The 25,079-nt window shown below is 69.0% G+C and carries 21 protein-coding genes and 1 tRNA gene; 10 read left to right on the top strand and 12 right to left on the bottom strand.

The window, feature by feature from the left end:
• Nucleotides 1-124: 124 nt before the first annotated feature.
• Entirely contained in the window at nt 125-832 is a 708-nt protein-coding gene (locus BOX37_RS27410) for a nucleoside triphosphate pyrophosphohydrolase (protein WP_071930155.1), read from the bottom strand.
• Complete coding sequence (mfd, locus tag BOX37_RS27415; RefSeq protein WP_071930156.1) at nt 829-4,443, bottom strand: transcription-repair coupling factor; 3,615 nt, start codon at nt 4,441-4,443, stop codon at nt 829-831. The genes BOX37_RS27410 and mfd overlap by 4 nt, the downstream gene beginning before the upstream one ends.
• Before the next feature lie 163 nt (nt 4,444-4,606).
• Between mfd and BOX37_RS27420 the strand changes: the two genes are divergently transcribed.
• Nucleotides 4,607-5,230 carry a TIGR03085 family metal-binding protein gene (locus BOX37_RS27420; protein WP_071930157.1) on the top strand — a complete coding sequence of 208 codons (624 nt, stop codon included), beginning with the start codon at nt 4,607-4,609 and terminating at the stop codon, nt 5,228-5,230.
• A gap of 1 nt (nt 5,231) precedes the next feature.
• Here BOX37_RS27420 and BOX37_RS27425 read toward each other — a convergent pair whose 3' ends face one another.
• Both BOX37_RS27425 and BOX37_RS27430 read right to left on the bottom strand, forming a co-directional pair.
• A complete protein-coding gene (locus BOX37_RS27425; protein ID WP_071930158.1) occupies nt 5,232-5,879 on the bottom strand; it encodes a TetR/AcrR family transcriptional regulator in 648 nt (215 codons plus the stop codon).
• A gap of 158 nt (nt 5,880-6,037) precedes the next feature.
• Entirely contained in the window at nt 6,038-6,676 is a 639-nt protein-coding gene (locus BOX37_RS27430; protein ID WP_071930159.1) for a TetR/AcrR family transcriptional regulator, read from the bottom strand.
• A gap of 367 nt (nt 6,677-7,043) precedes the next feature.
• Between BOX37_RS27430 and BOX37_RS27435 the strand changes: the two genes are divergently transcribed.
• The 6 genes from BOX37_RS27435 (at nt 7,044) to BOX37_RS33520 (ending at nt 11,553) form a co-directional block, all read left to right on the top strand.
• Nucleotides 7,044-7,114 (top strand) — tRNA-Gln (locus BOX37_RS27435).
• Nucleotides 7,115-7,210: 96 nt separating this feature from the next.
• A complete protein-coding gene (glmU, locus tag BOX37_RS27440; RefSeq protein ID WP_071930160.1) occupies nt 7,211-8,701 on the top strand; it encodes a bifunctional UDP-N-acetylglucosamine diphosphorylase/glucosamine-1-phosphate N-acetyltransferase GlmU in 1,491 nt (496 codons plus the stop codon).
• Nucleotides 8,698-9,678, top strand: a complete 981-nt coding sequence (locus BOX37_RS27445; protein WP_071930161.1) for a ribose-phosphate diphosphokinase — start codon at nt 8,698-8,700, stop codon at nt 9,676-9,678. The genes glmU and BOX37_RS27445 overlap by 4 nt, the downstream gene beginning before the upstream one ends.
• A gap of 221 nt (nt 9,679-9,899) precedes the next feature.
• Nucleotides 9,900-10,472, top strand: coding sequence for a hypothetical protein (locus tag BOX37_RS27450; RefSeq protein ID WP_156910573.1), 573 nt, complete (start codon nt 9,900-9,902; stop codon nt 10,470-10,472).
• Nucleotides 10,472-11,125, top strand: coding sequence for a DUF2461 domain-containing protein (locus tag BOX37_RS27455; protein ID WP_071930163.1), 654 nt, complete (start codon nt 10,472-10,474; stop codon nt 11,123-11,125). The genes BOX37_RS27450 and BOX37_RS27455 overlap by 1 nt, the downstream gene beginning before the upstream one ends.
• Before the next feature lie 56 nt (nt 11,126-11,181).
• Nucleotides 11,182-11,553, top strand: coding sequence for a hypothetical protein (locus BOX37_RS33520; RefSeq protein ID WP_156910574.1), 372 nt, complete (start codon nt 11,182-11,184; stop codon nt 11,551-11,553).
• Nucleotides 11,554-11,560: 7 nt separating this feature from the next.
• Here BOX37_RS33520 and egtD read toward each other — a convergent pair whose 3' ends face one another.
• From egtD to egtA, 4 genes are all read right to left on the bottom strand, one after another.
• Nucleotides 11,561-12,532, bottom strand: coding sequence for an L-histidine N(alpha)-methyltransferase (gene egtD, locus BOX37_RS27465; RefSeq protein ID WP_071930165.1), 972 nt, complete (start codon nt 12,530-12,532; stop codon nt 11,561-11,563).
• Entirely contained in the window at nt 12,529-13,530 is a 1,002-nt protein-coding gene (locus tag BOX37_RS35585; RefSeq protein WP_240505072.1) for a class II glutamine amidotransferase, read from the bottom strand. Before BOX37_RS35585 ends, egtD begins: the two co-directional genes overlap by 4 nt.
• The gene (gene egtB / locus BOX37_RS27480; RefSeq protein WP_084760195.1) at nt 13,530-14,822 is read right to left on the bottom strand and encodes an ergothioneine biosynthesis protein EgtB; all 1,293 of its coding nucleotides are present in this window, start codon (nt 14,820-14,822) and stop codon (nt 13,530-13,532) included. Before egtB ends, BOX37_RS35585 begins: the two co-directional genes overlap by 1 nt.
• Nucleotides 14,823-14,928: 106 nt before the next feature.
• Nucleotides 14,929-16,215: an ergothioneine biosynthesis glutamate--cysteine ligase EgtA gene (egtA, locus tag BOX37_RS27485; protein ID WP_084760198.1), complete on the bottom strand. Its 1,287-nt coding sequence runs from the start codon at nt 16,213-16,215 to the stop codon at nt 14,929-14,931.
• A gap of 155 nt (nt 16,216-16,370) precedes the next feature.
• Between egtA and BOX37_RS27490 the strand changes: the two genes are divergently transcribed.
• Both BOX37_RS27490 and BOX37_RS27495 read left to right on the top strand, forming a co-directional pair.
• On the top strand, nt 16,371-17,555 hold the full coding sequence (locus BOX37_RS27490) for an aminotransferase class V-fold PLP-dependent enzyme (RefSeq protein ID WP_071930167.1): 1,185 nt from the start codon (nt 16,371-16,373) through the stop codon (nt 17,553-17,555).
• A 364-nt stretch (nt 17,556-17,919) separates the two neighbouring features.
• The gene (locus BOX37_RS27495; protein ID WP_071930168.1) at nt 17,920-19,563 is read left to right on the top strand and encodes a fatty acyl-AMP ligase; all 1,644 of its coding nucleotides are present in this window, start codon (nt 17,920-17,922) and stop codon (nt 19,561-19,563) included.
• Between the two features lie 333 nt (nt 19,564-19,896).
• Here the strand turns inward: BOX37_RS27495 and pth are convergent, their stop codons facing one another.
• Both pth and BOX37_RS27505 read right to left on the bottom strand, forming a co-directional pair.
• Nucleotides 19,897-20,475 (bottom strand): aminoacyl-tRNA hydrolase, encoded by a 579-nt coding sequence (gene pth, locus BOX37_RS27500; RefSeq protein WP_071930169.1) that lies wholly within the window; start codon nt 20,473-20,475, stop codon nt 19,897-19,899.
• Between the two features lie 22 nt (nt 20,476-20,497).
• Nucleotides 20,498-21,121: a 50S ribosomal protein L25/general stress protein Ctc gene (locus tag BOX37_RS27505; RefSeq protein WP_071930170.1), complete on the bottom strand. Its 624-nt coding sequence runs from the start codon at nt 21,119-21,121 to the stop codon at nt 20,498-20,500.
• Between the two features lie 281 nt (nt 21,122-21,402).
• Between BOX37_RS27505 and BOX37_RS27510 the strand changes: the two genes are divergently transcribed.
• Nucleotides 21,403-23,043: a peptide chain release factor 3 gene (locus BOX37_RS27510; protein WP_071930171.1), complete on the top strand. Its 1,641-nt coding sequence runs from the start codon at nt 21,403-21,405 to the stop codon at nt 23,041-23,043.
• Between the two features lie 33 nt (nt 23,044-23,076).
• Here BOX37_RS27510 and BOX37_RS27515 read toward each other — a convergent pair whose 3' ends face one another.
• Together BOX37_RS27515 and BOX37_RS35590 are read right to left on the bottom strand one after the other, a co-directional pair.
• Nucleotides 23,077-23,601 (bottom strand): nuclear transport factor 2 family protein, encoded by a 525-nt coding sequence (locus tag BOX37_RS27515; RefSeq protein WP_071931931.1) that lies wholly within the window; start codon nt 23,599-23,601, stop codon nt 23,077-23,079.
• A 290-nt stretch (nt 23,602-23,891) separates the two neighbouring features.
• Entirely contained in the window at nt 23,892-24,767 is an 876-nt protein-coding gene (locus BOX37_RS35590; RefSeq protein ID WP_084760201.1) for an Abi-alpha family protein, read from the bottom strand.
• Nucleotides 24,768-25,079: the final 312 nt, after the last annotated feature.

Consider the following 25,079-nt stretch of genomic DNA (forward strand, 5'->3'; position numbering starts at 1 on the left):
TTAGCCGATCGGTAGCTGAAGTGTGGGCAGTTGCCGCGCACTTCGCCGCTTCGCGACTCGTCTCGATCTGGTGGCGCACTGCCGGCAACCCGATCGGCATCGAGTTCGTCGTTCCCGGGTCGGTTCAGCGCGGCCAGAACTCGCGCCAGTCCGCCGCGTCGAGCCGAAGACGTTGCCCGCGTGCCGATTCCGCGGCATCCTCGGCGCGGCGAATGGCGTCGGCGAAGGCGAGGGTGGCCTTGCGCAGGCGTTCCTCGGCGCTGTCGGAGCCGCCCAGTTCGACCACGCGCAGCGCAGTGGGGACCAGTTCGTCGGGGAGTCCGGCCCGGCTGCTGCGGGCGCGGACCTTCTCGGCCAGCGCCAGCGCGGGCTGGGCCATGGCGATGCCGTCGAGGCAGGAGCGGCGGGCCTTTTCCGCGAATTTGCGCTCTTCCCATGCCTTTTCCTGGGCGGCGATCTTGTCGGCCACCGAGGTGTCGGCGGGCAGATCGGCGGCGATCAGGTGGGGGCTGCGATGCACGAGTTTGGCGACCAGCGCGGCGGCCACCTCGTCGACGGTGAATTCGCCTGCCGCCTCGGCGATCCGGGAGTGGAACAGCACCTGCAGCAGCAGGTCGCCGAGTTCCTCCTTGATGCTCTCGGCATCACCGGCGCCGATCGCGTCGAGGAGTTCGTAGGTCTCCTCGAGCAGATAGGGGCGCAGCGAGTCGTGGGTCTGGGTGGTCTCCCACCCGCCGAAATGCCAGAGCCGGTCCATCACCTCGACGGCATCGGCCAGGCTCGCCGCCACGATGGCGGTATCGGCCGCCTCCTGCGAGAGTTCGCCGCTCATCGGGCCGCCGCGGCTTCGGTCGGAACCGAAAGATCCACCATCCCTTGGGGTTTGCCGTCCAGCGCGAGCAGCAGGTCCGCGACGAACTGCAGCACGGCGATATCGCGCACCCGGTCGGCGCCGACACTGTCGGTGACCCGCGGCAGCGGCAGCGTCACCAGGCCGCTGGCCGGACGATAGGTGGCGCTGGGATAGATGCGCTTGAGCCGGAGCTGTTTGGAGTCGGGCAGGGTCAGCGGCGCGAGCTTGAGGGTGGTTCCGGTGACCACGATCTCGGACACGCTGTAGGACCGCGCGAGCAGGCGCAGCTTGGCCACCGACACCAGCCTGTTGACCTCCACCGGCAGCGGGCCGTACCGGTCGACCAACTCCTCCACGACGGCGGCCAGCGCCGCGTCGTCCTGAGCGGAGGCGAGTTTGCGGTAGGCCTCGAGGCGCAACCGGTCGCTGGCGATGTAGTCGGGCGGAATGTGCGCGTCCACCGGCAGGTCGATGCGCACCTCCTTGTTCTCCTCGGTGACGATCGGCTTGCCGTCGGCGGCCGCGCGATAGGCCTCGACAGCCTCACCGACCAGGCGAACGTACAGGTCGAAGCCGACCCCGGCGACGTGACCGGACTGCTCGGCACCGAGCACATTGCCCGCGCCGCGGATCTCCAGGTCCTTCATCGCCACGGCCATCCCCGCGCCGAGATCGGAGTTCTGGGCGATGGTGGCCAGCCGGTCGTAGGCGGTCTCGGTGAGCGGCTTCTCCGGCGGGTAGAGGAAGTAGGCGTAGCCACGCTCGCGGGAACGACCGACGCGGCCGCGCAGCTGGTGCAACTGGGACAGGCCGAGGGAGTCGGCGCGCTCCACGATCAGGGTGTTGGCATTGGAGATGTCGAGGCCGGTCTCGATGATCGTGGTGCAGACCAGCACGTCGTATTCGCGTTCCCAGAAGCCCTGCACGGTGCGTTCGAGCTGGTCCTCGTTCATCTGGCCGTGCGCGACGACCACCCTGGCCTCGGGGACCAGATCGCGAATCTTCTTGGCGGCCTTGTCGATCGAGGAGACCCGGTTGTGCACGTAGAACACCTGACCGTCGCGCATCAACTCGCGGCGGATGGCGGCGGTGACCTGTTTGTCGTTGTAGGCGCCCACATAGGTGAGCACCGGGTGGCGCTCCTCGGGCGGGGTGAGGATGGTCGACATCTCGCGGATGCCGGCCAGGCTCATCTCCAGGGTGCGCGGGATCGGGGTGGCCGACATGGTGAGCACGTCGACATGGGTGCGCAGCGCCTTGATGTGTTCCTTGTGCTCGACACCGAAGCGCTGCTCCTCGTCGACCACGACCAGGCCGAGGTCCTTCCAGCGCACCCCGGTCTGCAGCAGGCGGTGCGTGCCGACCACGATGTCGACCGCGCCGTCGGCCATGCCGGCCAGAATCTCCTTGGAGTCGGCCGCGTCGGTGAAGCGCGAGAGTCCCCTCACCGTGACCGGGAAGCCGGCGACGCGTTCGGTGAAGGTCTGCAGGTGCTGTTGGGCCAGCAGTGTCGTCGGGACGAGCACCACGACCTGCTTGCCGTCCTGGACAGCCTTGAAGGCCGCGCGCACGGCGATCTCGGTCTTGCCGTAACCGACGTCGCCGCAGACCACGCGGTCCATCGGGACGGCCTTCTCCATGTCGGATTTCACGTCGGTGATGGCGGTCATCTGGTCGACGGTCTCGGTGAACGCGAAGGCGTCCTCCATCTCCTGCTGCCACGGGGTGTCCGGGGCGAAGGCGTGTCCCGGCGCGGCTTGGCGCGCGGCGTAGAGCTGCACCAGCTCGCCCGCGATCTCGCGAACCGCCTTGCGCGCCTTGCGCTTCGTGTTCGCCCAGTCCGAGCCGCCGAGCTTGGACAGGCTGGGCAGTTCGCCGCCGACGTAGCGGGAGAGCTGGTCGAGCGATTCCATCGGCACGAACAGCCGGTCACCGGGCTGGCCGCGCTTGCCGGGCGCGTACTCGATGACCAGGTACTCGCGGCGCGCGCCGCCGACGGTGCGCTCGATCATCTCGACGAACCGGCCGATGCCGTGCTGATCGTGCACCACCATGTCGCCCGCGGACAGGGCCAGCGGGTCGACCTGGTTGCGGCGTTTGGCGGGCAACCGCTTGCCCTCGGTGGGGGCGGTGACCCGATTGCCGGTGAGATCGGATTCGGCGACGACGACCAGTCCGGCGTCATCGAAGACCAGGCCGTCGTGCAGCGATCCGCACAGCACCCCGACCACGCCCGGTTCGGGCACCGCTCCCGCGGCCAGCAGCGCCGCGGGGACCTCGGCCTCGCCGAGTCGTTCCAGCACACGCTGGGCCGTGCCGTGGCCGGTCACCACGACGACCGCGCGCCCGCCGGTGGCCACGTGGGCTCGCAGCGAGGCGAAGATCGTGGCGACCAGTTCCTCGGACCCGCGCGCGGTGGGTCCGGCCAGCACCGGGAGGTTCACCTCGACCGGGTCGCCGGAGCTCAGCGGGCTCAGCGTCCACCACGGCAGGCCGAGTTCATCGGCGCTGGAATGCAATTCGGGCAGACCACGGTAGCCGGAGGCGGCCAGGTCGAGGCCGTGCGCGCCGAGCGGGGCATCGCTGCCGAACGAGGCGGCGGTCCAGGAGGCTTCGAGGAACTCCTCGCCGGTGCGGACCAGGTCGGCGGCGCGGGTGCGGATCTTCTCCGGATCGCACAGCAGCAGGTGGGTGCCCGCGGGCAGCGCCTCGGTGAGCAGGCTCAGCTTGCCGGGGGCCAGCACCGGCAGCAGGGCTTCCATGCCGTCGACCGGGATGCCCTCGGCGATCTTGTCCAGCATCTCGACCAGCGCGGCGTCGGCGGCGTTGTCGACCGCGACGGCGGCGGCCCGTTCGCGCACCGGCGCGGTGAGCAGCAGCTCGCGACACGGCGGCGCGACGACGGTGTCGAGGGTGAGCTCGCCCAGCGAGCGCTGATCGGCCACCGAGAACGGCCGGATCTCGGTGACCTCGTCACCCCAGAACTCCACGCGCACCGGATGATCCGCGGTGGGCGGGAACAGGTCGAGGATCCCGCCGCGCACCGCGAACTCGCCGCGCCTGCCGACCATGTCGACCCGCGTATAGGCGAATTCCACCAGGCGAGCGAGCAATTCGTCGAAATCGGACTCGCCGTCGACGCGCAGCACGATCGGCTCGATGTCGCCGAGTCCGGCCGTCATCGGCTGCATCAGCGAGCGCACCGTGGTGACCACCACGCGCAGCGGCTCGGGGAAGATCGTGTCCTCGGGGTGGGCCAGCCTGCGCAACACCTCGAGCCTGCGCCCGACGGTGTCGGGGCCGGGCGAGAGCCGCTCGTGCGGCAGCGTCTCCCAGGACGGGAACATCGCCACCGACGGGCCGAGCATCTCGGCCAGCGCCACGGTCAGATCGTCGGCCTCGCGGCCGGTCGCGGTGACCACGACCAGCGGCTGCTGCGCGGTGATGGTCGCGGCGACGAACGGACGCACCGCCGACGGCGCGACCAGCTCCACCCCGGACTTGCCGATCAGGTCGGTGACCGTGCGCAGCGCGGCATCACCCCCGGCCGCCTCGGCCAGACCGGCGAGCGGAGGACGAAGGGAGGACATGTTCGCTCCTGAATTCGCGGACGGAAAGGTCGATGAGCCGTATCGAAGTCTAATCACCGGCACCGACAGCGCCCGAACAGCCCGTTCGACCCGCCCCTCGATCCGCACACCGGGGGCCGTGGACACGGTGGGCACCAGCGTGATGGGCGCGTAGGGTCGAATCGTGAGTCTGGCTCAACGCGAACGCCGCGCCCTGGTGGAAACGATGATCGAGGCGGGCCCGGACGCGCCGACGCTGTGCGGCACGTGGACGGTGCACGACCTCGCCGCCCACCTGGTGGTGCGCGAACGCAGGCCCGACGCGGCGCTCGGCATCCTCATCGGCCCGCTGTCGGGATACCTCGACGCCAAGCAGGCCCAGATCGCGCGGCGTTCGTTCGCCGAGCTCACCGAGCAGATCCGCACCGGCCCACCGTGGTGGTCACCGCTGCGCCCGGTCGACGCGATGGCCAACCTCTCCGAGATGTACATCCACCACGAGGACGTGCGCCGCGCCGAACCCGGCTGGGAGCCAAGGCAATTGGCCGAGCGGGACGAGGCCAGGCTGTGGACCGCGCTGCGCACGGTGGCTCGTGCGGCCTATCGCAAGTCGCCGGTCGCGGTCGTGCTGGCGACGCCGACCGGGGACCGGCTCACCGCGCACAAGGCCGAGGGCGCCGAGGTCGTGCTCACCGGGCCGCCGTCGGAGCTGCTGCTGCACGCCTTCGGCCGCGACGAGGTCAGGATCGAAACCGCGGGTGCCGACGAGGACGTGCGGGCCGTGCTCGCCACCAACCGCAGCGTCTGAGTCAGACCACGTAGCGGCGCAGACGGCGAGCGGCGAACTCACGGAAGTAGGACAGCTTCTCCGCGGGCACCAGCGAGGGCAGCAGGAAGTACCAGGCGCGTTCCATCCGGCCCGCCATCTCCTCGATCGACTCGGTGCCGACAGCGACGATGTGCACGCCCGCGGTCACCTCGTGCAGCAGCAGGCCGACCACATCGGCGTCGAGGTCGGCGACGAGATCACCCTGGGCGATCGCGCGCTCGGCCAGCACCCGGTAGGTCTCGGCCCAGGTCTTGGCGATGTTGTCGCCCTGCGCGCCGCGGTAGTCACCGATCTGGTGGGTGAGCTTGAGCATCGCGCCGACCATCGGATCGTTCATCGACAGGTCGGCCACCACGTAGGTGATGCCGATGCAGGCTTCCAGCGCCGGCACCCGGGAATCGAAGAAACCCTGACAGGAACCGATCAGGCGCTCGTTGCCCTGATCGACCACCGCCCGGGCCAGCTCCTCCTTGGAGCCGAAGTGAAAGTACAAGGCGCCCTTGGTCACATTGGACTGCGCGATGATTTCGCTGAGGCTCGCGTTGGCGTAGCCCAAACGGAGAAAGACATCGGCAGCGCCAGCAAGGACGGAGTCGCGGGTGATCTCCGCGCGCGCTTGCCTAGCCATCAGATCCGCCTGTCATCCAATAATCCAGCCATCCTGAAGTAGACCGACATCGAAGAAGTTTGATCGACATACCGCCCGGCAGCACCCAAAAGGATGGGTGAACCGTACCACCAGGCTGCTGTCCGGCAGCCGAATCCTGGATTCGTCACCAGCGGGCGCTATCGTCCGGTTACCCCACCACTGTTCGGCGTGGTCTCCGCATTCCATTCGGAGCTGAGCCCGGGTTCGGCTTCCAAGTGGCTCAATCCATTCCAGCACAGGTTGACCAAATGGGCCGCGACCACTTCTTTCGGTGGCGTGCGCTCGTCGAGCCACCAGGTCGCGGCGGTCGAGACCATCCCGACGAGCGCCTGCGCGTAGAGCGGGGCGAGGCTGGTGTCGAGATCGCGGCGACCGAAATCGCCCGCCAGGATGTGGGCCACCTGGTTGACCGCCTCGTTGAGCAGGCTCGAGTAGCGGCCGTCGGCATTGGGGGGCGGCTGGTCGCGGACCAGGATGCGGAAGCCGTCGGTGCGTTCCTCGATGTAGGTGAGCAGGGCGAGCGCGACCTGCTCGAGCCGCACGCGCGAGCGGTTCTGAGTGAGCGAGGAGGTGATCATGTCCAGCAGCATCGACATCTCGCGGTCGACGACCACCGCGTAGAGCCCCTCCTTGCCGCCGAAGTGCTCGTAGACCACCGGCTTGGACACCTGCGCCCGCTGCGCGATCTCCTCGATCGATGTCGCGTCATACCCCCGCTCGGCGAACAACGCGCGACCGATCTCGATCAACTGCTGCCGCCGCTGCGTACCCGTCATCCTCGGCCTAGCGACCCGACCCGGTTCACTCACCAGATTCCGCCTCTCCTACCGCCCGACCGACCCCGACCGACCCCGACCGACACTGCCACAACTGTCTCAGACCGCACCACGCCACGGCGGACCCACCCCGCGCAGCGGACCTACGGTGACACCCGCGCAGCGGACCCACTGCGACAACTGATCTCACGAGAACATGGGCAACTCACCGGGCACGGGCCAACTCACCACACTCCCGAAGCTTGCCGCGTCCCCAACACACCCCGCACCTCGGTCTGGCCAAATTTTCCGGAGAGGCGGAACTGTGCGAGGATCATGGCCGTGCCGTAGCACAGTGGTGGGCTCTGATGGCCCACTGGTGTGGCGATCCGCCGTAGTGTAATGGCAGCACCTCTGATTTTGGTTCAGATAGTTCAGGTTCGAGTCCTGGCGGCGGAGCACACGGACACACAGTGACGTATCGTCGGCCCGCACCATCACCGACCGACCGAACCCGCCACAGCACACTCGCTGACAGGCAGCCGAGGGAGATCCATGCCACCGCAGACCGCCGTCGTCGTTCTCGCAGCAGGGGCTGGGACGCGAATGCGGTCGAAGACCCCGAAGGTGCTGCATCCGGTGGCCGGGCGTTCGATGCTCTCGCACGCCTTGCACGCCGGCGCGGAAATCGATCCGACCTACCTGATCACGGTGGTCGGCCATGATCGCGAGAAGGTCGGCGCCGCGGTCGCCGAGGTCGGCAAGGAACTCGGGCGCGAGATCGTCTCCGCGGTCCAGGAAGAGCAGCTCGGCACCGGCCACGCCGTGCAGTGCGCGCTCGACACGATAGCGGCGGACTTCACCGGCGATCTGCTCGTCACCACCGCCGACGTGCCGTTGCTCGACGGGCACACCCTCTCCGCGCTGCTCGACGAGCACCGCAGCTACGCCGAACGTCCCGCGGTCACGGTGCTGACCTTCGTCCCCGACGACGCCAACGGCTACGGCCGGATCGTGCGCGACGCCGACGGCCAGGTCGCCGAGATCGTCGAGCACGCCGACGCCACCCCGGCCCAGGCCAAGATCAAAGAGGTCAACTCCGGCGTCTACGCGTTCGACGCCTCCGTGCTGCGCACGATGATCGGACGGCTCTCCACCGCCAACGCCCAGCACGAGCTCTATCTCACCGATGTGCTGCGGCTGGCCCGCGAGGCCGGGCATCCCGTGCACGGCGCGCGGCTGGTCGATCAGAACAAGGTCACCGGCGTCAACGACCGGGTGCAGCTGTCGCAGGCGGGCGCGACGCTGAACCGCTACATCCTCGAACGGCACATGCGCGCCGGGGTGACCGTGATCGATCCGGCCACGACCTGGGTCGACGCGAGCGTGCGCATCGGACGCGACGTCGTGCTGCGCCCCGGCACCCAGCTCTTCGGCGAGACCCACATCGGCGAGGACGCCGAGATCGGACCGGACACCACGCTCACCGATGTGGTCGTCGGGGTCGGCGCCAGCGTGATCCGCACCCACGGCGAGCGCGCCGAGATCGGTGACGGGGCGAGCATCGGGCCGTTCAGCTACCTGCGGCCCGGCACCGTCGTCGGCGAGGAGGGCAAGCTCGGCGCCTTCGTCGAGACCAAGAACGCCTCGATCGGCGCGCACTCGAAGGTGCCGCATCTGACCTATGTCGGTGACGCGACGATCGGCGAGTACAGCAACATCGGCGCTTCCAGCGTTTTCGTCAACTATGACGGGGTGAACAAGCATCACACGGTGGTCGGTTCGCATGTGCGAACAGGAAGCGACACCATGTTCATCGCTCCGGTAACGGTGGGTGACGGCGCGTATACGGGAGCGGGTACTGTACTGCGCAGAAGCGTTCCACCGGGGGCACTGGCCGTGTCGGGTGGGCCTCAGCGCACTATTGAGAACTGGGTGCAGCGCTACCGTCCAGGAACCGCTGCGGCTCGCGCGGCGGCGGAAGCCATCGCGGCAGACGAGACGTCGAACAAGACAATCGAGCAAAAGGATGGCAACCAGCAGTGACCGCGTTCTCGATCGACAACCAGAAGAACTTGATGCTCTTCGCAGGCCGGTCACATCCTGAGCTTGCCGAGCAGGTCGCCAAGGAACTGGACGTCGACATCACCCCGCAGACCGCGCAGGACTTCGCCAACGGCGAGATCTTCGTCCGGTTCGAGGAGTCGGTGCGCGGATCCGACGCCTTCGTGCTGCAGAGCTTCCCCGCGCCGCTGAACCAGTGGCTGATGGAACAGCTCATCATGATCGACGCCCTCAAGCGCGGTTCGGCCAAGCGGATCACCGCGGTGCTGCCGTTCTACCCCTATGCCCGCCAGGACAAGAAGCACCGCGGCCGCGAGCCGATCTCGGCCCGGCTCGTCGCCGACCTGCTCAAGACCGCTGGTGCCGACCGCATCATCAGCGTCGACCTACACACCGACCAGATCCAGGGCTTCTTCGACGGCCCCGTCGATCACATGCACGCGCTGGTGCAGCTCTCGGACTACATCCGCACCAACTACCCGTCCGACAACCTGGCCGTGGTCTCCCCCGACGCCGGTCGCGTCAAGGTCGCCGAGAAGTGGGCCGACGCGCTGGGCGGCACGCCGCTGTCGTTCATCCACAAGACCCGCGATCCGCTGGTCCCCAACCAGGTGAAGTCCAACCGCGTCGTCGGTGACGTCGAGGGTCGCACCTGTGTGCTGATCGACGACATGATCGACACCGGTGGCACGATCGCCGGTGCGGTGAAGGTGCTGAAGGAAGCCGGTGCGGGCGATGTCATCATCGCGGCGACCCACGGCGTCCTCAGCGATCCGGCCGCCGAGCGCCTCGCCAACTGTGGTGCCAAGGAAGTCGTCATCACCAACACCCTGCCGATCAGCGAGGAGAAGAAGTTCCCGACGCTGACCGTGCTGTCGATCGCGCCGCTGCTGGCCCGCACGATCCGCGAGGTCTTCGAGAACGGTTCCGTCACCGGCCTGTTCAACGGCAACGCCTAACCGCCTCCCCGCGACTTTTGCCGGTCGTGGGTGGTTCGGGAGTTCGATGCCGGGCTGGCTGTTGAGCGCGGGCTGAGTTCTGGGCGTGCCCGGTGAGTTACCCATGTTCTGGCGAAATCAGTTGTTGCGATTCGCCCTCTTGATTTGGCGCGCTGGGTCGTTCTGGTGCGTGGATCTGGCGCGTGGTAGTCATGGAGGCCAGGCGATTCGAGGGGGACAGCATGGGGACCGAACCGGAGCGGCGGGTCGAGCTGGGTAAGGACACGCCTCGGGTGCAGGACGCGGCGGAGCCGACGATGATCGCGCCGTCGGCCCCACCCGCGGCGTGGCCGTCCGCGGCGCCACCTGTGCCCGCCGCGTCGCCCGAGTTGCCGTGGGCCGGGATCGAGCATGCGATGCCGCCCGCGGAGTTGCCGCCGTATCCACCACCACCGCCGCCGGGGCCGGTGTTTCCCGCGCCGGGCTACGCGGTGCCGGGGCCGGCGCCCTACGGGGTACCCCGGTATCCCGTGCCGCCGCCCCCGCAGGCGTTGCCGCCCCGGTACGGCTATGTCGACAGCACGCCGATCTGGTCGATCCTCAGTTTCTGCTGTGTCGCCGCGTCGGTGCTCGGTGGCGCGATGCTGTGCGGGCTGCCGGTGCTGATCACCGCGCCGACCGGGATCGTGCTCGGGGTTGTCGGGCACAGCAAGGGTGAGCAGATGGGTAAGTGGGCCGCGATCGCGAACGGTGTGGTCGCGGCGCTGGCGGCGTTCGTCGTCGTGCTGCTGTTCGTCCTGATCGGCAGTGCCTGATGGCCGGGTTCACCGGGTTCCCGATTGCCGGACTCGACTTCTACGAAGATCTCGAGGCGGACAACTCGAAGACGTTCTGGGCCGCGCGCAAACAGACCTACGACGAGGCGGTGCGCGCGCCGATGGCCGCGCTCACCGCCGAGCTCGCCGAGGAGTTCGGGCAGGCCAAGATCTTCCGGCCATATCGTGACGTGCGGTTCTCCGCGGACAAGACGCCGTACAAGACGCATCAGGGCGCTGTCTCAGGCACCGCGCCCGGCGTCGGCTGGTACGTGCAGATCGGGGCGGGCGGGCTGTTCGTCGCCGGCGGCTGCTACCTGATGTCGCCGACGGCCTTGGCGACTCTGCGCGCCACCATCGACGACGAGGTGCGCGGGGCCGAACTCGAGCAGATCTTGGCCTCGACCGTCGCGGCGGGCTTCACCATTGGCGGCGACAAGCTCAAGACCAAGCCAAAGGGCTATTCAGTCGATCATCCCCGCATCGAGCTGCTGCGGCACAAGACGCTCACCGCGCACCGAGACTTCGGCGCACCGGATTGGCTCGATACCCCCGCCACCGTCGACGAGGTGCGCCGCGCGTGGACCGACCTGCGCCCGCTGGTCGAGTGGTTCACCGCGGTGTTCGAAGGTCTCACCGAACCGACCCGCTGACCGGCGGCGGGCGTGGCTCCCGTGACGCACGTCCGCGACAGGCAGATACTGGGTTCATGAGCCGTGAACCGTTGGACATGGACATGGGCGATGACGATCAGGCCGACGACATCATCGAGTACGAGCGCTACGTCGAGGACCCGCCCGCGGACCACGTGATCCGCAACCACGAGGCCGACGACGACGGCTTCCTCGGCATCGACGAGGAGATCGCCGAGGAGTGGACCGCGCGCGGCGCCGCCCGCGAGGCCGTCGCCGAAGACGAGCGCCCCGCCGAGGTGAGCGCCGTCCGCGTGGTCGGCGAGGACCACCTCGACGGCGATCTCTACGAAGAGACGGTCACCGGCACCCAGCGCGCCGAACGCGACCTCGAGGGCGACGAGGACCGCATCGACGGCGACGACCTCGCCGACGAACTCGACCTCTAGACCGCCCTCACCGGCGTTCGGCGAGGAAGAGGGCGAAGCGGGCGTCGGGGTCGGTCCAGGTGTGGGTGGGGGTGAAGCCCGCGGTGGTGAGTTCGGTGCGGAGGGCTTCGGGGCGGAACTTGGCGGAGATCTCGGTGCGCATCTGCTCGCCCGCGGCGAAATCGACGGTGAGGTCGAGGTCGGTGATGGTGGCGGTCATGGGTTCGGTGGCGCGCAGGCGCATCTCGATCCACTCGTTGTCGGGGTCCCAGACGGCGATGTGTTCGAACTTCTCGGGGGCGAAGTCGGCGCCGAGGCGGTGGTTGAGCACGCGCAGGACGTTGCGGTTGAACTCGGCGGTGACGCCGGCGGCGTCGTCATAAGCGGGGACGAGGATCGCGGGGTCGATGACCAGGCCCGCGCCGAGCAGGAGCAGTTCGCCGGGTTCGAGGACCTCGTTGATGTCGGCCAGGAACTCGGCGCGCTCGGCGGGCACGAGATTGCCGATGGTGCCCCCGAGGAAGGCGATCATGCGGCGGCCGCCGCGGGGCAGGTTGTGCAGGGTGTCGGTGAAGTCGCTGACGACACCGTGCACGGCCAGGTTCGGGTACTCGATGGCGATCTCCGCGGCCGCACCGCGCAGTGCGGTTGCCGAGACATCCTGGGGGACATATGTTTTCAGTGAACCCTCGGCCGTGAGCGCGTCCAGCAGCAGGCGGGTCTTGGCGGCCGAGCCCGAACCCAGCTCCACCAGCACCTCGGGGTGCGCGGCGGCGGCGATCTCGCCGACGACACCGGCCAGCAGGGCCCGCTCGGTGCGGGTGGGGTAGTACTCGGGCAGTTCGGTGATGCGTTCGAACAGCTCACTGCCGCGCGCGTCGTAGAACCATTTGGGCGGCAACGACTTCGGTTCGGCGGTCAGGCCGGTGCGGGCGTCGGTGCGCAAGGCCGTGGTGAGATCGTCGTCGGTCAGGTGGATGTCCAGCAGCGGCGCGGTCATGAACGGACCCTTTCGGTGGCGGGAAGCTCGAGGGCGGTGATGTCGCAGTGGCCCGGCGTGGCGGTCACCAGCTGGTGATCGGCGATCGGCTGCCATCGCGGGTCGTCGTCGTACGGTTCGGAGGACAGCACGGTGTAGTCGTCGGCGACGAGCACCGACAGCGCGTGCCGACAGGTGGTCGCCCACAACTGGTCACCGTCGCTCAGCAGCAGGTTCAGCCGCGCGGCAGGCTGATGCCGCAACACCGTCGTGACGAGCAGGCGCAGCGCGTCGGCCGGGGAGGTGACGGGGCCGTCCGGCCCGATCGCGGCCAGCAGGGCGCGCAGAAGAACCCAGAGCACGGCGGAATCGGTGAGTGCCTCGGCCTCCAGCAGCACCGAACCACTCAATGCACCCGGCGCACCGTGGCCCGGTGCTCCGTCGGTCAGGACACCATGGCTCGGGGCACCGCCGGTCGGGGCACCGTGGGTCGGGGCACCGTGGGTCGGGGCACCGTGGGTCGGGGCACCGTCGATACCCGAGCGCGAGGTCGGCCCGGCGCCAACGACGTTCGACGCCTCGGCACCGAGCAGGGAGGTCACCTCGGCGAGAACCGCGAGCAGGGTGCGGCGCCAGTCGGGGACGACACCGTTGTGGCTGAACGCCCAGTGTTCGTCGATGAAGGGCGCGCAGGCGGCGCGTTCGACGGGCATACCGACCGTTGCCGATCGGACCGCGGCCAGTACCGATCGTGATTCCAGCTGGCCGAGGACCTCGGCGACCGCGGGGTCGGTCCAGATGGGTGCTGAGTTGCGGTAGCGGGTCACAGCCGAGCGGGCGCCGCCCGGGCCCACCTCGGCCCACCGCCACCAGGCGACGCCGAAGCCGTCGGCATTGATCGTGCCGCCTGCGCGCATCTCGCGCGGCGCCCAGGACTGGACGAACAGCGAATGCGGGCCGCGCAGCACGAGTTCGCCGACGCTCACGGGCGGGCCGACGTAGCCGAGATGTCGACACATCAGCGTTCGTCCTCGCGCAGATCCCTGGCCAGCCGGAAGCCGGCGAAGATCTGCCTGCGGATCGGGTGGTCCCAGTTGCGGAAGGTGCCGCGGCAGGCGACCTCGTCGGTGCCGAAGGACCCGCCGCGCAGGATCCGGTAGTCGCCGCCGAAGAACACCTCCGAGTACTCGCGGTACGGGAACGCGCGAAAGCCCGGGTACGCCTCGAAACCCGAGGAGCACCACTCCCACACATCACCGATCAGCTGGTGCACGCCGGTCGCCGAGGCGCCCGCCGGATACGCGCCGACCTCGGCCGGTTCCAGGTGCCGCTGACCGAGATTGGCGGTGTGCTGGTCGGGCTCGTCCGCACCCCACGGATAGCGACGGGTGGCGCCGGTGGCCGGGTCGAACCGGGCGGCCTTCTCCCATTCGGCCTCGGTCGGCAGCCGTTTGCCCGCCCAGCGGGCGTACGCCTCGGCCTCGAACCAGCACACGTGCACCACGGGCTGACGGGGTCGCAGCGGGGCGCGGACGCCGAAGGCGGTGCGCGTCCACCGGTCACCCTCGCGTTCCCAGAACTGTGGCGCGACCAGCCCCGCCTCCTGCCGATGCGCCCAGCCGCGTGGCGACCACAATTCGGGCCGGTCGTAGCCGCCGTCGGTGAGGAAGGCGAGGTACTGCTCGTTGGTGACCGGCGCGATATCGATGGCGAACGCGGGCACGTGCACCGGATGGGCGGGGCGTTCGTTGTCCAGCGCCCACGGGTCGGCGGAGGTGCCCATCAGGAACTCTCCTGCGGGGACGATCACCTCACCGTCCACGGGGGCCTGAGTGCCCGGCGCGGGGGGCGCGGACAGCACCGGCGCTCCGACGCGCAGCTGGTGGGTGGCGAGCATCGTCTCGTCGTGCTGCTGTTCGTGCTGGGCGATCATCCCGAAGGCGAAACCGTTGTCGACCAAGGGACTACCGGACAGCTCGCTGGTGCCGAGCACGTCGAGGGCCTTCTCGCGCACCGTGCCGACATAGCCACGCGCCTGTCCGGGATCGAGCAGCGGCAGGGCCGGACGGTTGACGCGGGCGTGTTTGAACGCGTCGTAGAGCTCGTCGATGTCGGCGCGCACCGCCTCGCGCCCGCCGACATCGCGGACCAGCCACAGCTCCTCCTGATTGCCGATATGGGCCAGGTCCCAGACCAGCGGACTCATCAGCGGCGAATGCTGGGCGAGCAGATCGGCTTCGTCGACGGCGTCGGTGAGCGCCATGGTGCGCAGGCGGGCACGCTCGAGCACCGCGGCGATCCTGGCGCGCATCCGGTCACGGTCGATGTGGGTGGCAGAAACAGTCACGAGACGAACTCCGCGAGTGAGGGGGCGACAACGACATCGGGCCGGCGGACAACGGCGGCGGAGCGGATCATCACGATCCTCCCGTGCCGTTGCGCACCGGCCCCGATTCGGTGAGTGGACTGCGGCCCGCGCGACATCGACGGGCCGCGGCGGCCAATTCCCGTGCGGCGGGACCGGATCGCGCATGGGCGGCCGCCAGGTCGAACAGGTCGACGGCGGTGCGGCGCAGCTGGCGATCACGCAGGCCGAACCGCCCGGCCGTGTGCCACTCCCCGGCGACGGGCGTGGCCAGCGCGGTCGCCTCGGCGACCACCGCCGGGGTCGACAGCAGCGCGTCGAACAGGTGGACGGGGGTGGTCCAGCTGTCACCGGGCTGGGCGTCGAGGTAGCGCACCTCGAGGTGGCCCGAGGCCCGCACCGGTGGGAACAGGGTGGTCAGGTGGTAGTCGAGGTCGGCGCGGCCCGGCCTGCGGCCCACCTCGTCGTCGAGGGCGCCGGAGAGCCAGTCGGCGAACGTGGCGCCCGGCGGGGGCGACCAGTCGGCGTCGGACTCGGTGCAGCGCAGGCACAGCAGCGGCACGTCGAGCGCCCAGTGCGCGTAGGCGCCGATCGGGTCGGCCCAGTCGGCCACCGGTGGCCTGGTGCGCGCGGGATCGAGCCGTAACCAGGTGCGCATGCGCTGGGAGGCCCACTGCCCCCGCGGGGCGCCGTAGAGCCGTGGGGAGCAGGCGAAGGCGGCGATCAGCGTGGGTCCGAGGACGTAGAGGGCGGTCCAGCGGGCTTGGACCTCGGCCGGATCGGCGCCCGCGTCGACGCTGACCTGGGTGGCCGCGGTATTGCACATCATCAGGGCGCCGAAGGGGCCGACGCCGGCGAAATGGCGTTCCATGGCCGTGTACCGAGGTAGCCGGAGCAGGCGTTCCGCGGGTCGGGTCGCGTCGGCGGCCGCGGAGATGATCGAGATCCCCCGGGCGGCGAGCAGGTCCCGCAAACGGGCCGCATCAGCGCGCAATCGCTGGGTCAGCGCCGCGGGGTCGGCGAACGGAGCGCTGGAGAGTTCTATCTGACCACCGGGTTCGATGGTCACCCTGCTGCCGCCGGGCAGGGGTGCCGCGGGCGACGCCGAGGCGAGGGTGGTGGGTGCGTAGGGCCCGAGGGCCGCGGCGAGATCGGCGAGCGTGGGGCGCGAACCGGTGGGCCCGGCCGTGAGCCACTCCAGCTCGGCGCCGATCAGCGTCGGTGGCCCGAGCTTGAAACACACTCCGCCGACATAGGCCTCCGCAGCCGCCCTTGATTGCAGTTCCCCCTGATCAGTGGCCGAATCCGGCCACTGCGAACGTTCCAATGTGACCGCCATGCCAACCTCCGCGTGCTGAGTGCTGCCGTGGAATCCGCGTGCTCGTCGTTCTCTCGCGGGTGGTGCTGAATCCGCGGTTCAATCCAGAGTAGCGACGCCCACCGACAGGAAAAGTGACGAATTGGGGAACGATCCTTGGCGCTAGGGTCGTCGCCATGATGGATCTCACCGCGATCAGGGCCGCCACCGCAGGATTGTCGACCGGACGGGTCTTCCTCGACAGCGCGGGCTCCTCGCTGCCGCCCCGCGTGGTCACCGACACCGTCATCGACCACCTGCGACGCGAAGCCGAGATCGGTGGCTACCGGGCGGCAAACGAGCGTTTCGACGATCTGGCCGCGGTGAAGACCTCGATCGCCACCCTGATCGGCGCCACCCCCGACACCATCGCGCTGAGCGACAGTGCGACCCGGTCGTGGACCGATTTCGCCTACTCCGTACCACTTCGCCCCGGTGACCGGATCCTGATCTCCGAGGCCGACTACGCCAGCAACGCGATCGCGGCGATGCAGCGGGCCGCGCACACCGGCGCGGTGGTCGAGCACATCCCCAGCGATGCCACCGGCCGCATCGACACCGACGCGTTCGCGGCGATGCTGGACGAGCGTGTCCGCCTGGTCTCGCTGCAGCACGCGCCGACCAACGGCGGCCTGGTGAATCCGGTCGCCGAGATCACCCGGCTCGCTCACGAGGTGGGCGCGCTGGTGCTGCTCGACGCCTGCCAGTCGATCGGCCAGCTGCCCATCGATGTCAGCGCGCTCGGCGTCGACGCGCTCTCGGCCACCGGGCGTAAATGGCTACGCGGGCCACGCGGTACCGGATTCCTCTACCTCCGTGGCGAGTTGGCGCGCAGCATGGAACCGGCCCGGCTCGACCTGCACAGCGCGCAGTGGGTGGGCCCCCGGGAGTATCGCCTCGCCGAGGACGCGAGCCGCTTCGAGTTCTGGGAGTGCGATGTCGCGGCCCGTCTCGGCCTCGGCGCCGCGGTCGACTACCTGCTCGCGCTCGGCCCCGACCAGGCCTACGCCGCCGTGGCCGAGCGCGCGCGCTACCTGCGCGCGACGCTGCCCGAGCTGCCCGGCCTCACCGTCCGCGATCTCGGCACCGAACACAGCGGCATAGTCTCGTTCACCATCGAGGGCCACGACCCGGTCCAGTTGCGCGATCACCTCGCCGAGCACGACGTGACCGTCACCGTGAGCCACGCGAGCTCCACCCTGCTCGACATGACCGCCCGCGGCGTGGCCGCTGTCGTCCGCGCCTCACCGCACTACTTCATCAGCCCGGACGAACTCGACCGTTTCGTCGCCGCCCTCGGCGAGCTCGTCGGACGAGGCTGACCCACGTCACGCGCCGGGGGCAATTCACCCGGAGGGGACACGGACTGTCGATGGCAGGGTCTATCGTGGTCGAACCGGGGCGCTGTGCGTTGCCATGGCGACGGGGTACCGGACGGTGCCGGACGGGACGGCACCATCCGGCCGCCGGACACCGGGCCCAGGTCAGAGTGGCAACTGATCTGCTGATGCGGGAAATTGCCAGGTTATCGGGTAGACCATAGGGGACCGTTCCACTGCCATCTCTGCCGTCGAGGGCTGACCGGCTGGGGTGCTGGGGTGTCAGTCGGGGTTAACACCGGGTGGGCGGGGCGGGATTGTTGGGAGCACGGCCGTAACTGATCGTTGGCGCAAAGGGAGTCCGACGTTGAGCAGGTTCACCGACGAAATGTTTGCCACAGCGTTGTCCAGCTCGAGGGGGCTGGTCACCGGGGAACCGGGAGTGCCCTTGCGGCAGACCTGGGGGGAGATCCATCGCAGCGCACGGCGGATGGCGGGCGGTCTCACGGCCGCCGGGATCGGGCACGGCGACGCGGTGGGCGTGCTCGCCGGACTGCCGGTCGACATCGCCCCTGCCTGCCAGGCGATCTGGATGCGCGGCGCCTCGATCACCATGCTGCATCAGCCGACCCCGCGCACCGATCTCGCGGTCTGGGTGCGCGACACCGAGACCGTGCTGACCATGATCGAGGCGAAGGCGGTCGTGCTCGGCGCACCCTTCGACGCGGCCGAGCCGGTGCTGCGCGAACGCGGTATCGCCGTGGTCCGCATCGAGGACCTGCACCAGGGCATCGATACCGATCCGGTGCCGACCACCGAGTCCGATATCGCGTTGCAGCAGTTGACCTCCGGATCGACCGGATCGCCGAAGGCCGTACGGATCACGCACGGCAACTTCTACGTCAACGCCTACGCCATGTTCAATCGGGTCAAGTTCCAGACCGACGACGACGTGATGATCAGCTGGCTGCCGCTGTTCCACGACATGGGCATGGTCGGATTCCTCAGCGTGCCCATGCAATTCGGCGCCGAAGTGGTGTGCGTGACACCACTCGACTTCCTGGCCAGGCCACTGCTGTGGGCCGAGCTCATCGACAAGTACCGCGGCACCGTCACCGCCGCACCGAATTTCGCCTATTCGTTGCTGGCCCGACGGCTGCGCCAGGCCGAGCCGGGCACCATGGATCTGTCCAGCGTGCGCTACATGTGGAACGGCGCCGAACCGGTGGACCCCGACACCATGGCCGCGCTCGCGGAGGCGGGAAAACACTTCGGGCTCAACCCGAGCGCGCTCACCCCCGTCTACGGCATGGCCGAGACCACGCTGGCCGTGTCCATCCCCGACCCCGGGCAGGGCCAGGTGCTCGACGTGATCGATGCCGACCTGCTCGAAGCGGTCGGCAAGGCCGTGCCGGTCGCCGAGGACGATCACCACGGCACGCCACGCAAGCTGCCGACCCTGGGCCACCTGGTCGACGATCTGGAGGGCCGCGTCGTCGACGCCGAACGCCAGCCGCTGCCGGTGCGCTCGGTCGGCGTCATCGAATTGCGCGGACCCGCCGTGACTTCCGGCTACGTCACCGTCGACGGCTTCCGCCCGGCCCAGGACGCCGACGGCTGGCTCGACACCGGCGACATCGGCTACTTCACCGACGCGGGCCTGATCGTGGTGTGTGGCCGAATGAAGGACGTCATCATCATGGGCGGCCGCAACATCTACCCCACCGACATCGAGCGAGCGGCCCTGCGGGTCACCGGGGTACGCCCCGGCAACGCGGTCGCGGTCCGCCTCGACGCGGGCGAGAAGCGCGAAAGCTTCGCGGTGGTCGTGGAATCCAACGACTTCCAGGAGCCCGACGAGGTGAAACGCATCGAACGCGAGATCGTCCACGAGGTCTTCACCGAAGTAGGCGCCCGCCCCCGCACCGTAGCCATCCTCGGCCCCGGCGCCCTCCCGAAGACCTCGTCAGGAAAACTCCGCCGCGCGGCAACAGCCGTACACCTGCGGTAATCCCTCCGAAGCCCCGAACCACCCCACCCACCGCAGTGTCGGCACGCCGGGGCCGAAGTCGGCCACCCTGCCGCACTCCCAGCCCCTCACTAACACTCGAGTCCGCCATGACCGCACTCCCAACCCCGCACATCCCGACCCCGAGGAGGGATCGCCGACGCAGTCGGCGGTTCGCGCCCGTCCCGACGATCAGGCGCCGTGGCGTACGCGACGAAGGAGCAAGCCACGGTGCCTGATCGTCGGGACCGCCGGGGGCGCGAACTCGAGCGCGCCAGCGCTCCAACAAACACAGCCCGTGTCACCAAACCCCGAGTCCGGCACGGCCCTCGGCGACTAGTGCAGCGAGTTCTGCGCCGCTTCCAACCCGACCTTCAGCAACAGTTCGACCGCGTCAGCGGCCTGCTCCACGATCACCGGGACCTCCTTGCGCTCCGGCGCCGCGAACGGCTTGAGCACATAGTCGGCCGGGTCCTGGCGGCCGGGCGGGCGGCCGATACCGATCCTGGTGCGCAGGTAGTCCTTGGTGGTCAGCGCCTGAGAGATCGAACGCAGGCCATTGTGCCCACCTTCGCCGCCGCCCTGCTTGAGTTTGATCGTGCCGAACGGCAGGTCCAGCTCGTCGTGCACGACGATCACCTGGTCGAGCGGCACCGAGAAGAACTTCGCCAGCGCGGCCACCGGCCGACCGGACAGGTTCATGTAGGTGCGCGGCTTGGCGATCAGGATCTGACGGCCGTCCAGGCGTGCCTGCAGCAGATCGGCACCGGACTTCTTGTGCACGGCAAAACGGCCGCCGACGCGCTCGGCGAGCACATCGGCGACCAGGAAGCCCACATTGTGGCGGGTGCGCTCGTAGTCGGGGCCGGGGTTACCCAGCCCCACCACGAGCGCGGGCCCGGAGGATTCGGTCATCACCGAACCGTAGCGCTAGGAATTACTCGGACTCGGCAGCGGACTCCGCGGTCGCGGCGTCGGCAGCGGTGCCTTCGCCGTCTTCGTCCATCTGCGAGGCGGACGGCGCGGCGATCACGTTGACGATCAGGGCCTCCGGGTCACCGGCGAGGGTGACGCCCTCGGGCAGATCGATGGTGCCTGCCAGGATCTGGGTGCCCGGCTCGATGCCCTCGACCGAGATCTCGATGGTCTCGGGCAGCTTCAGCGCGTCGGCCTCGATCGACAGGACGCTGGTCTCCTGGGTGATCAGGGTGCCGGAGGCGGCATCGCCGGTGATGATGACGTTGACGTCGGTGACGACACGCTCGCCGCTCTGCACGATCAGCAGGTCGGCGTGCTCGATGTAGCGACGGATCGGGTGGACCACGACCGACTTGGTCATCGCCAGCTGCTGCTTGCCGTCGACCATGAGGTTGAGGATGGCGTTGGTGCCGTTCTCGCGCAGGATGGCGGCGAAGGCGCGGGCGTTGAGCGCCAGGTGCTGCGGCTCGGCGTGGTGGCCGTACAGCACGGCGGGCACGTTGCCGTCGCGACGGGTACGGCGAGCAGCGCCCTTACCGAATTCGGTGCGAACGGCGGCTTCGATCAGGTTGACGTCGGACATACTGAATGCGCTCCTACGGCTCTTCCGGGCTGGTCAATGTGGCGACCCATCCACCGGGGTCTGGGTCTACTCGTCGGACGAAGAACGAACGAGGACGGCCAGACAGCCGAGCCGCGTCGATCACGGTGAGCACCACGTGGGCTCACCCTCGCCGAGACAACCTGACCACCATACCGCACCCCTGTTCTCGTCTCGAAACCGCCATGACGCACTCCCGGCGCGAACACCGCCGACCTGCCCTCGTACCCTGAAAAGGCTCATCCCCTGCGAAAGGTTCCGCGTTGACCGAGTCCGGAGAGAACGCCGCCCCCACCCCCCGCGGATTACCCGCCGAGGTGGCCCGTCGCCGCACGTTCGCCGTGATCTCGCACCCCGACGCGGGTAAGTCGACGCTCACCGAGGCGCTGGCGCTGCACGCCAGGATGATCTCCGAGGCGGGCGCGATCCACGGCAAGGCCGGTCGCAAGTCGACGGTGTCGGACTGGATGGAGATGGAGAAGGCGCGCGGCATCTCGGTGAGTTCGACCGCGCTGCAGTTCAACTACCGCGCGGCCGGTTCCGATGTCGACAATGTGATCAACCTGGTCGACACCCCAGGCCACTCCGATTTCTCCGAGGACACCTACCGCGTGCTCACCGCGGTCGACGCCGCGGTGATGTTGATCGACGCCGCCAAGGGCCTGGAACCGCAGACGCTGAAGCTGTTCCAGGTGTGCCGCCACCGCGGCATCCCGGTCATCACCGTGATCAACAAGTGGGACCGCCCCGGCCAGGAGCCGCTGGAGCTGCTCGACGAGATCAGCGAGCGCATCGGCCTCACCCCGACCCCGCTGTTCCTGCCGGTCGGCATCGCGGGCGATTTCCGCGGCCTGTTGCGCCGCGGCCCCGACGGCGAGGCCAGCGAGTACATCCACTTCACCCGCACCGCCGGTGGCGCGACCATCGCCCCGGAGGAATCGCTGACCCCGGCCCAGGCCGAGGCGCGCGAGGGCGAGCCGTGGACCACCGCGGCCGAGGAGAGCGAACTGCTCTCGGCGGCCGGACAGGACCACGATCAGGAAATGTTCCTGGCCGGGCAGACCTCGCCGGTCATCTACGCCTCGGCGATGCTGAACTTCGGCGTGCGCCAACTGCTCGAGACCCTGGTGTCCTTGGCGCCCGCGCCTGGCCCGCGCGCCGATGTGGCCGGGAAGGACCGCGTGACCGGTGACCCGTTCAGCGCGGTGGTGTTCAAGGTGCAGGCGGGCATGGACACCGCCCACCGCGACCGGCTGGCGTTCATGCGGATCGTGTCCGGCGAGTTCGAGCGCGGCATGGTGGTGACCCACGCGCAGACCGGTCGACCCTTCGCCACCAAGTACGCACTGACCGTGTTCGGCCGCGAACGCACCACCGTCGACACCGCCTACCCCGGCGATGTGGTCGGCCTGGTGAACGCGACCGCGCTGGCGCCCGGCCACACCTTGTTCGTGGACAAGAAGGTGGAGTTCCCGCCGATCCCGAGCTTCGCCCCCGAGCACTTCGCGACGCTGCGCGCGCAGAGCGCGGGCAAGTACAAGCAGTTCCGCAAGGCCATCGACCAGCTCGATTCCGAGGGCGTGGTGCAGGTACTGCGCAACGATGCTCGCGGCGACGCCTCGCCGGTGCTGGCCGCGGTCGGCCCGATGCAGTTCGAGGTGGTCACCGCCCGCATGCAGGCGGAGTTCACCGTGGAGACCCAGCTGGACTTCCTGCCCTTCACTCTGGCCCGGCGCACCGATGCCGAGTCCGCGCCCGAGCTGGATCGTCAGCGCGGCGTTGAGGTGTTCACCCGCACCGACGGCGCGATCCTGGCGCTGTTCAGCGACAAGTGGCGGCTGCAGTACATCGAGAAGGAGCACCCGAAGCTCACGCTGGAGCCGCTGGTCGCGACCGCGGACTGACGCCGGGGCTGTCTGGGTCGGCCCGAGATCGGGCTAGGCCGCCGGGCCGGGGTTGCGCTCGACCGAGGAGATGTGGTTCTCCTGGGCGATCATTCCCCAGCGGCTGGCGGTCAGGCGCAGGCTCGGCAGGTCGCTGAGCGAGAGCACCACCTCGTAGGTGCGCTCGTAGCCGGTGTGCGCGATGCGCCAGTGCCCGTCGTCGCAGCGGACGTAGTTGTCGGTGTAGAAGGCCGCGCCCCGCAGGCACATGTTGTGCTCGGGGATGATCACGGTGTCGGCCAGGTACCAGGTGCCGGTGGCGGTGTCACCGTCGACATCGATCTCGGGGTGATCACAGCGGTGCTCGGTGATGACGTGCGGACCGAGGGTGTTGCGCAGGAAGGCGAGGAAAGCCTCGCGCGACTCGAACTGCAGGTACTCGCTGTAGGTGGCGGTGGCCTCGGGGATCAAGGTGTCGGCGAACTCGTCCCAGGACTTGGTGTCGAGGCTGCGCAGGTAGCGGAACTTGAGTCTGCTGATCGCGACGATGTCGTCGGGGTGATCCGGCGGGCGTGCCACCGGCAGGGGCTGCGGCTCGTCGGCGTGCGCGTCGCCGGGCGGTGCCTCGGCCATCCGTTCCTCCCCAGGCCCAGGCCCGGCGACCAACGGTTCGTCGGCCCCGGGCAACAACGGCGCAGGCGGGCCCACGGTGGGCGCGACAGCTTCGTCGACGCGCACGTTCGAGGATCCGGTTTCCTGCTCCATCCCTCCACGATCCCACCAGAACACGCGCTATGACCGATCTGTATCAGATCGCTATCACTGCCGACACCGGAGCGTGACCTCCGGTGCGGTCAGCGCGTGCTGTCTCAGCTACCGATCGTGAAGCAGGTCCGGCAGAAGTCCTCGCCGAACTCCGACAGGCGCAGGCTCTTGCGCACGATCTTCGGCGCGCGACCCGCCTTCTTGAGGGCCGTCTCCACCACGGGCTGCACTTCCAGGACCATGTAGCGGCTCAACACCACCGGGTCGTCGGAGGTGAGCGTCAAGCCGAGACGGTTGAGGTTGATCAGGTAGGACCGCGACCGGTCCGGGTAGCGCACGCCGGCCTGTTCGGGCACCGAGGTCAGGTCGCCCTGGACCAGCTCCGAGCCGATGCCGAGCGGACGGTTGGTCCGCACGTCGACCGAGGGCTGCGGCCCGTTGAGTGCCATGAACCGCAGGATGCGGGCCTCGTCGGGTGCGATCTCGTCGAGGATGCGGTCATACGCCGGGTGCACGTCCTCGGTGAAGTACACATCGGCCGAGCGGGCGAGCAACGCGTCGCCGCGGCGGCGCAGGTCGTCGGTATTGGCCGAACGCAGGTACGGGCCAACAGCGACGGCCTGCTGGGTCGACCCGTTGGGCGTCGGCACGTAGCTGACGATCTCGCGGACCGACCCCTCGGTGACGCCGAGCGCGCTGCGCGCGATGGAGCGCAGGGCATTGCCGGTGCGCTCGGCGATATCGGCCGAGGACTCCCCGTCCAGGGCTGCCTGGGCCAGTTCCTTGGTCACCTCATAGGTGGTGCCGACAGCCCATTGGCTGCCGCGCACCGCGGTTCCGGCGGCCAGCCCGGCGGCGCGGAACACGCCCCGGATCAGCCGTGCTTCATTACTGATCTGTCGCTGCTCGACATCCGAGCTGCGCTCGACGGCGCGGGTACCGGCACGGGCCAGGTCCTGTCCGGTCCTGTCGTCTGTCACGTCCTACTCCGAAGTCTCGCCATGTGAACGGATCGCCCACAGATTATTGCCCGACCACGCTCCAGGCACAGTGCGGATTACGCGCGCCCCTGCTCGCGTCGATTGTGTCCTGTCACGAATTGTGGTGATGGTCATTGTTCCGACTCGCCAGGGCGAGTACGGCATTCGGGACGGGTTCTGTGACTGATGTCTCAGACACTACCCTGTGGCCTGGCACACGACGAATGGACCCAGTTCCTCACCTCACAGTAGGGTCACCTCGCTGCGGGGGTGCTAATTTTGGGTTCCGGTGAAGGCGGTGGTCACCGGGTT

Source organism: Nocardia mangyaensis (assembly GCF_001886715.1).
GTDB classification, from domain to species: Bacteria; Actinomycetota; Actinomycetes; order Mycobacteriales; family Mycobacteriaceae; genus Nocardia; species Nocardia mangyaensis.

What these genes read in the sequence shown, in the direction of transcription:
- BOX37_RS27410 (WP_071930155.1), bottom strand. Translation starts at nt 832, where the DNA reads ATGAGCGGCGAACTCTCGCAGGAGGCGGCCGATACCGCCATCGTGGCG.
- mfd (WP_071930156.1), bottom strand. Translation starts at nt 4,443, where the DNA reads ATGTCCTCCCTTCGTCCTCCGCTCGCCGGTCTGGCCGAGGCGGCCGGG.
- BOX37_RS27425 (WP_071930158.1), bottom strand. Translation starts at nt 5,879, where the DNA reads ATGGCTAGGCAAGCGCGCGCGGAGATCACCCGCGACTCCGTCCTTGCT.
- BOX37_RS27430 (WP_071930159.1), bottom strand. Translation starts at nt 6,676, where the DNA reads ATGACGGGTACGCAGCGGCGGCAGCAGTTGATCGAGATCGGTCGCGCG.
- glmU (WP_071930160.1), top strand. Translation starts at nt 7,211, where the DNA reads ATGCCACCGCAGACCGCCGTCGTCGTTCTCGCAGCAGGGGCTGGGACG.
- BOX37_RS27450 (WP_156910573.1), top strand. Translation starts at nt 9,900, where the DNA reads ATGGGGACCGAACCGGAGCGGCGGGTCGAGCTGGGTAAGGACACGCCT.
- BOX37_RS27455 (WP_071930163.1), top strand. Translation starts at nt 10,472, where the DNA reads ATGGCCGGGTTCACCGGGTTCCCGATTGCCGGACTCGACTTCTACGAA.
- BOX37_RS33520 (WP_156910574.1), top strand. Translation starts at nt 11,182, where the DNA reads ATGAGCCGTGAACCGTTGGACATGGACATGGGCGATGACGATCAGGCC.
- egtD (WP_071930165.1), bottom strand. Translation starts at nt 12,532, where the DNA reads ATGACCGCGCCGCTGCTGGACATCCACCTGACCGACGACGATCTCACC.
- BOX37_RS35585 (WP_240505072.1), bottom strand. Translation starts at nt 13,530, where the DNA reads ATGTGTCGACATCTCGGCTACGTCGGCCCGCCCGTGAGCGTCGGCGAA.
- egtB (WP_084760195.1), bottom strand. Translation starts at nt 14,822, where the DNA reads ATGCGCGCCAGGATCGCCGCGGTGCTCGAGCGTGCCCGCCTGCGCACC.
- egtA (WP_084760198.1), bottom strand. Translation starts at nt 16,215, where the DNA reads ATGGCGGTCACATTGGAACGTTCGCAGTGGCCGGATTCGGCCACTGAT.
- BOX37_RS27490 (WP_071930167.1), top strand. Translation starts at nt 16,371, where the DNA reads ATGATGGATCTCACCGCGATCAGGGCCGCCACCGCAGGATTGTCGACC.
- pth (WP_071930169.1), bottom strand. Translation starts at nt 20,475, where the DNA reads ATGACCGAATCCTCCGGGCCCGCGCTCGTGGTGGGGCTGGGTAACCCC.
- BOX37_RS27505 (WP_071930170.1), bottom strand. Translation starts at nt 21,121, where the DNA reads ATGTCCGACGTCAACCTGATCGAAGCCGCCGTTCGCACCGAATTCGGT.